Source organism: Trebonia sp., from assembly GCF_030042015.1.
Taxonomy (GTDB): Bacteria; Actinomycetota; Actinomycetes; order Streptosporangiales; family Streptosporangiaceae; genus Trebonia.
The window spans coordinates 1-5,705 of record NZ_JASIAL010000434.1; the positions used below are offsets into that span (position 1 = coordinate 1).

Annotated in this window: 6 protein-coding genes; 2 read left to right on the plus strand and 4 right to left on the minus strand. The window is 70.4% G+C overall.

Features of this window, described 5'->3' with window-relative positions; all coding sequences use genetic code 11:
* Window positions 1-367 precede the first annotated feature (367 nt).
* The gene (locus Q1N79_RS23255; protein ID WP_300612392.1) at window positions 368-1,567 is read left to right on the plus strand and encodes a trypsin-like peptidase domain-containing protein; all 1,200 of its coding nucleotides are present in this window, start codon (window positions 368-370) and stop codon (window positions 1,565-1,567) included.
* A 13-nt stretch (window positions 1,568-1,580) separates the two neighbouring features.
* On the opposite strand, the gene Q1N79_RS23260 is transcribed toward Q1N79_RS23255, so the two are convergent.
* The 4 genes from Q1N79_RS23260 to Q1N79_RS23275 form a co-directional block, all read right to left on the minus strand.
* Window positions 1,581-2,033, minus strand: coding sequence for a helix-turn-helix transcriptional regulator (locus tag Q1N79_RS23260; RefSeq protein WP_300612394.1), 453 nt, complete (start codon window positions 2,031-2,033; stop codon window positions 1,581-1,583).
* Complete coding sequence (locus Q1N79_RS23265) at window positions 2,030-2,734, minus strand: hypothetical protein (RefSeq protein WP_300612396.1); 705 nt, start codon at window positions 2,732-2,734, stop codon at window positions 2,030-2,032. The genes Q1N79_RS23260 and Q1N79_RS23265 overlap by 4 nt, the downstream gene beginning before the upstream one ends.
* Before the next feature lie 81 nt (window positions 2,735-2,815).
* Window positions 2,816-3,586 (minus strand): class I SAM-dependent methyltransferase, encoded by a 771-nt coding sequence (locus Q1N79_RS23270; protein WP_300612398.1) that lies wholly within the window; start codon window positions 3,584-3,586, stop codon window positions 2,816-2,818.
* 9 nt (window positions 3,587-3,595) lie between these two features.
* Entirely contained in the window at window positions 3,596-4,408 is an 813-nt protein-coding gene (locus Q1N79_RS23275; protein ID WP_300612400.1) for a class I SAM-dependent methyltransferase, read from the minus strand.
* A 389-nt stretch (window positions 4,409-4,797) separates the two neighbouring features.
* Here Q1N79_RS23275 and Q1N79_RS23280 point away from each other — a divergent pair.
* A partial coding sequence (locus tag Q1N79_RS23280) for a DUF222 domain-containing protein (protein ID WP_300612402.1) occupies window positions 4,798-5,705 on the plus strand: 908 nt, incomplete at its 3' end.

Below are 5,705 nucleotides of genomic sequence, written 5' to 3' on the forward strand. Positions count from 1 at the left end.
TCCCGACGCCGGGCACGCCGGTGTACATCCGGGGCTGACAGCGGTAAGCGCAATGCGGCAGGGCCCCAGGGCCCCCCAGTGCCCGCGCAGCCCGTCTTTCTTTTCTGCTTTCCCGCCATTTCTCCCGGCGTGCAGGGACCGCCGTTTCTTCGCTCCCGCAGCCGGTCTCACCTTCTGGGTCGTAAGCCCCGTCGTGCCGGGCTGTTCGCCCCTGGCCAGCGACGATGTGGTGATTCACCTTTAGGAAAGAGCAGCGACGGCAAACCATGCGGCATCAGCGGGGGGACAGCCGTACTTGCCAGACACCAGGCAGCCTTGGCCTCAAATAGCGCAGCTTGATCATTCCACGTGGAGGGAGGCGGATCCGGTGAGCACCATCTACGGTCCGCCAGTTCCGGCGTCAGGAGAACAGCCGCCGCCCATGCCCTGGCGGCCCCCCGGCGGGCCGGGCGGTGACGGCGGGGCAGGGAACGAGCCAGGCGGGCCGGTCCGCCGGCCGCGCCGCCGTCGAACCCTGGCCATCACGGCAGCCTGCGTCGTGCTCGTGCTGGCCGCCGCGCTCGGCACCGGCCTGGCGCTGAGCACCACGCCGGCCGCGCCGCCCAAGCCGGTGTCGCGCACGTCCGCGGTCGCCGCCGCGGTCGACCCCGGGCTGGTCGACGTGGTCGCCACCCTGGGGTACCAGAACGCGATCTCGGAGGGCACCGGGCTGGTGCTGACAAGCTCAGGTGAGGTGCTGACCAATAATCACGTGATCGACGGCGCCACCGCGGTCAAGGTCACCGACGTGGGCAACGGCCGCACCTACACGGCGACCGTGGTCGGCTACGACCAGTCCGCCGACATCGCCGTGCTGCAGGCGCAGGGGGCGTCCGGGCTGAAGACCGTCACGCTGGGCCTGTCATCGAAGGTCACGGTCGGCGAGGCGGTCATCGCCCTGGGCAACGCCGGGGGCAAGGGCGGCACCCCGTCGGTCGCCACCGGCAAGGTCACCGGCCTGAACGAGGCGATCACCGCCACCAATGAGGCAGAGCACACCTCCGAGCAGCTAACCGGGCTGATCCAGACGAACGTGCCGCTGCAGTCCGGAGACTCCGGCGGGCCGTTGCTCACCACCGCCGGAACCGTGATCGGCCTGGACACCGCGGCCTCCTCGGCGTATCAGTTCCAGTCCAGCCAGCCCAGCGTTACAGCGGCTTTCGCGATACCGATCGGCCAGGCGGTCTCGGCCGCCAGGCAGATCGCGGCGGGCCGCGCCTCGGCAACGGTCCACGTCGGCGCCACCGGCTTCCTGGGCGTCGAGGTCGCCGAGTACCCGGTGCCCTTCACCTCCCGGACCGAGGCGCTGGTCCTCGGCGTCATGGCGGGACTGCCCGCCGCCAGGGCGGGCCTCGTGCCCGGCGACGTCATCGTCTCGGTCAACGGCCACGCCGTGACCTCCCCATCCGGCATACAGGCACTGCTGGAGCCGTACCATCCCGGCGCCCGGGTCAGCATCGGCTGGCAGGATGTCTCCGGCCAGACTCATACGGCAACGGTCGTCCTCGCCACCGGCCCCGCCGACTGACGCCCGCCCGCCGTCACCCGTCCTTGGCTTGCGCCTGGGCGGCGACCCGTCGCATCCGGAGCATGAGGGAGGCAGATGGCGTGACCTTGCCTGACATGTAAGTGGATAGGCGCGGACGGGAGGTGCCGAGCCGGAGTGCGAAGTCCTGCTGCGACAGGCCGGACCGGCCGACGAGGTCGCGTATCTCGCCCGCGACCTCGTCACGCTCGGCGTCGGCGGCGTCTTGGCGGGCCCGCTCGATGACGGTTGTCAGCAGCTCGCTGGTGCCGTAGGGCCGTGATATTCCGAGTGCCTCAAGGACCTGCTGCGCGACCGGTCCCCACGGGTCGGCGCGGATAGCGGCGGCCAGCCGCCGCCAGTCGGGCAGCGTGCCGCGCTCCACCGCGGCGAGGATGCCCTCGAAGGGCCAGGTCTCGACGGGATCGTCGACGGAGGCGGTGATGTTCCGGAACCTCAGCGCGCTCATCGTGTCATCTCCACGGCCAGTGACCGGCACACGCCGACAACAGTTTCCCAGCTGGTCCAGCGCGCGTCGAGGCTCTTATAGCTGCCCAGCTGCCTGATCGTCCGCTCATCGGCTGGACGGGGATCGGCGAGCTGGCGGGCGAGCTGCGTTGCGACGCCCTCCGCCTCAGGGCCGCGCTGGTCGGTGTAGTACTGGTCGATGCGGGCGAGGACTTGCCCGGAATGCGGGATCCCGTACCGGTCGGACAGGGCGGCCACGTCGAGATAGTCCCGGACCTGGTTCCGCCGGACGATCAGGTAACCCTTGATCCGCAGGGTCTCCTCCGGTGTGGGTACGCGCAGCTTGTGCCCGGAAGGCAACTCAACCTCGGTAACCTCGAGCGGCCTGCTCCGGATGAGCTGGCGGACGCCGGACTCGATGCCGCCAAGCTCGCCGAGAATGACCTTCCCTGGGGTAACCCTGTTGGTGACCCATCCTTCTGCTGCCTCAATCGCCTCAAGGACGGTGTCGAAGCGCACGTTCAGGTCCGCCAGCACCTGGTCGTGATCGAACGACGTGCGATGGCTGGCCCACGGCGCCGCGGGCGAACCGCCGACCAGGATGACGTCGGGGACGACAGCCTGAAGGCGCGCCGCCGACTCAAGCACGCGCACCAGTTCAGGACGGTTCAGCCCTTGGGTCACGTCCGCGCTTTCAGGCATCGGCGTCGCCCTTCCCCGGTCGATAGCTCTCGTATCATATCTGATACGAAACATAACGACGCGGAAGCGGGTTGAACGGCGCTATGCGGGACGGGGGACACGGTCGGCCCGCCAGCAGGACGACCGCATCGGGAACTCGACCAGCCCGTCCCCGTCGGCCCGCTGCCGCAGCGCTTCGCGCGCGCGGGCCAGCCCTGCTGCCCGTTCCCCGGCGGGTGCCGTGATGACGCCGCTGTAGGTGGCCATCCAGTCGACGGCGTCGTCGACCGTCATCATCCTGGTGAACGTGAACGACGCGCTGGCGATGTTCTCGAACGGCGCGTTCTCCGGCAGCATGACCTCCCGCCCGCGGTGCGGGCGTGGTCTGGCGTCCTCGCCCGGCCGGACGGCGTACGGCCCGCGGAGCCGGTCGAGTTCGGCGATCCAGTCCACCCGGCGGTCCCGGCTCGTCCAGATCACTCCCAGGCGGCCGCCGTCACGCAGCACCCTGGCGATCTCGGGAACGGCCTGGCCATGATCTAGCCAGTGCCACGCCGACGACACGAACACCCCGTCCGCGCTCGCGTCAGGAACCGGGATGTCCTCGCCCCGGCCCGCGACGGCGCGGACGCCTGGCGACCGGTCCGCCAGCACGGCGCGCATCCGGTCGTCGGGCTCGACGGCGATGACCTGCCTGCTCCTGCGTTGCAGCGCCCGGGTGAAAAGCCCCGTGCCGGCGGCGAGGTCCACCGCGACCTCGCAGTTCTCGGGTACCAGCCAGTCGAGCGCCGCTTCCGGCGGACCGGGCCGCACCCGGTCGTAGTCGTCGGCCACCTGGCCGAATGAGGTCGCCCGCGCTTCGCTACCGGCCACGCTCGCACGCTAACACACGTCCGGTTGGCCCGGCACGCGCCCGATCAGCATTCGCACGGGAACGGGCTCGACGAACGGCGCGTGCGGGGTGACGGCGCGGCGGATCTCGTCAGCGAAGGCGGCCCGCTGGCCCGGCGGGGGCAGCCGCTGGACTGACAGCGCGGAGTAGACGCCGCCGACAAGGTGGTCGAAGTCGAGTTCGTCGGTGTAGTCGTAGCGGATCTCGGTTACGTCAAGCCCGGCTTCGGTGATCGCGTCGCGGTAGCGCTGCTGGCTGGCGTCGTCGGTGCCGCAGGCGTTGCTGGGGCTGCTGCCCTGCCACTGGTAGAGGAAGCCGCGCAGCGCCCGTGACCAGGCACTGTCCTGCAGCCACATCGGTGTGCCGTTGGTGACCACCGCGATCCCGCCGCCCGGGCGCAGCAGCGGGACGAGCGCGAGGATCAGCTCGCGGTAGCGCATCCAGTGCAGGGCCTGCGCGATCGTGACCGCCCCGGCGCGGCGGCCGCCGAGCAGCGCCGCGAATGCGGGGATGTCGGTGTCGGCGCCGAGCAGCCAGCTAACGTTCGTGACACCCTGTTCGGTGGCGGCTTGCCTGGCGCGGGCCAGCATGTCCGGCTCGGGGTCCACTCCGGCGACGGCCCGCACCCGGCGGGCGATCGGCAAGGTGAGCTGCCCGGTCCCGCAGCCAAGGTCGATGACAAGATCGTCGCCGGTCAGGCCGAACGCGCCGGTGAGCATGTCGATCACGGCCGCCGGGTAGCCGCGCCGGTACTGGTGGTAGAACCCGGCGACCTCGCCGCCGAAGCCGAGATCTTCGCCCACGCCTCAAGCGTGGGCGAAGGAGGCCCGCCGCGGTAGCGGTTCAGCGCACCGCGTAGCGCGTCAACCGTTTAGCCGGGTGAGACGTCGGCCCGTGTCCGGTCGATATCCCGGTAAGGCCCCAGCCCCGGCCCCGGCCCCGGCGCCGGCGCCGTCCCACCACTCCGTCCGGTCCCGTGCCCGGGCCTGCAGGCGGACATGGGATATTCCTATCCGTACTTCCCGCAATTCCCTAAAGCATCGGGCCGCCTCTGCTATGCAATCCTCTCCCTTTTTTGAATTTTTTAGATGATCTTGTTTTTCATGTTGTGCTACCAGAATGCGGGTGCTAATCTGGAAGTTAGAACATCAGTACGTTTAAGTAGGCTATACCAGGCAGGAGGTGATCCAGGATGTGCGGTGCAGATGACCGGTCGCCCGGCGATATCGGTGAGGCGCTGCGGCTGGTGCACGCGGGCCTGGATTACCTTAACGGCCCGGGCGGGGCGTGGGCGGAGGCCGCGGCGCTGGGGGAGGTGCTGGTGTCGCTGGGGGAGATCCGGGCGAAGTTCACCGCCGCGCACGCCGCTTTGCTGCGCCGGTTCGACGCGGCCGGCGCCCATGACGCGGACGGGTATCCCACCTCGGCGTCCTGGCTGGCGGCCAAGACGAGGATGACGCTGCGGGACGCCCGGGCGGATGTCAAGCGGATGCGCCGGCTCGGCGAGCACCCCGGCATTCAGGACGCGCTGGCAGGAGGCCAGATCTCAGAGTCGCTGGGCCGCGAGATGGCCGAGTGGATCCGCAAGCTCCCCAGTGAGCTGCGGGGCGAGACCGAGCAGATCCTCCTGCAGGCCGCGGCGGCGGGCGCGGACCTGGATGACCTGAAGCTGATCGCGGCCTACGCGCTGGAGAAGTGGCGCTCCCAGCGGCCCGACCCCGATGACGACGACGGGTTCGATGACCGGTTCGTGCAGCTGGGCTTCACGTTCGGCGGCGCGGCGTGCCTGCGCGGCGGGCTGACCCCCGAGTGCGCGGCCGCGGTCCGGGCGGTGCTGGAGGCACTGGGCAAGAAGCGCGGGCCGGAAGACCACCGCACCGAGCAGCAGCGCTTCCACGACGCCCTGCAGGAGGGCTGTGAGCTGCTGATCCGGGCCAAGATGGTGCCCGGCCGGGCCGGCGCTGACACCCACGTGCACGTGCACGTGCCGCTGTCGGCGCTGCGCGACCTGCCCGGCGCCTCCGAACTGGAGGCCGCCTGGCTGGCCGCCCAGCTCGGCGAGCCCGGCTACCTGACCGGCAAGGACGCCGAAGCCGCGGC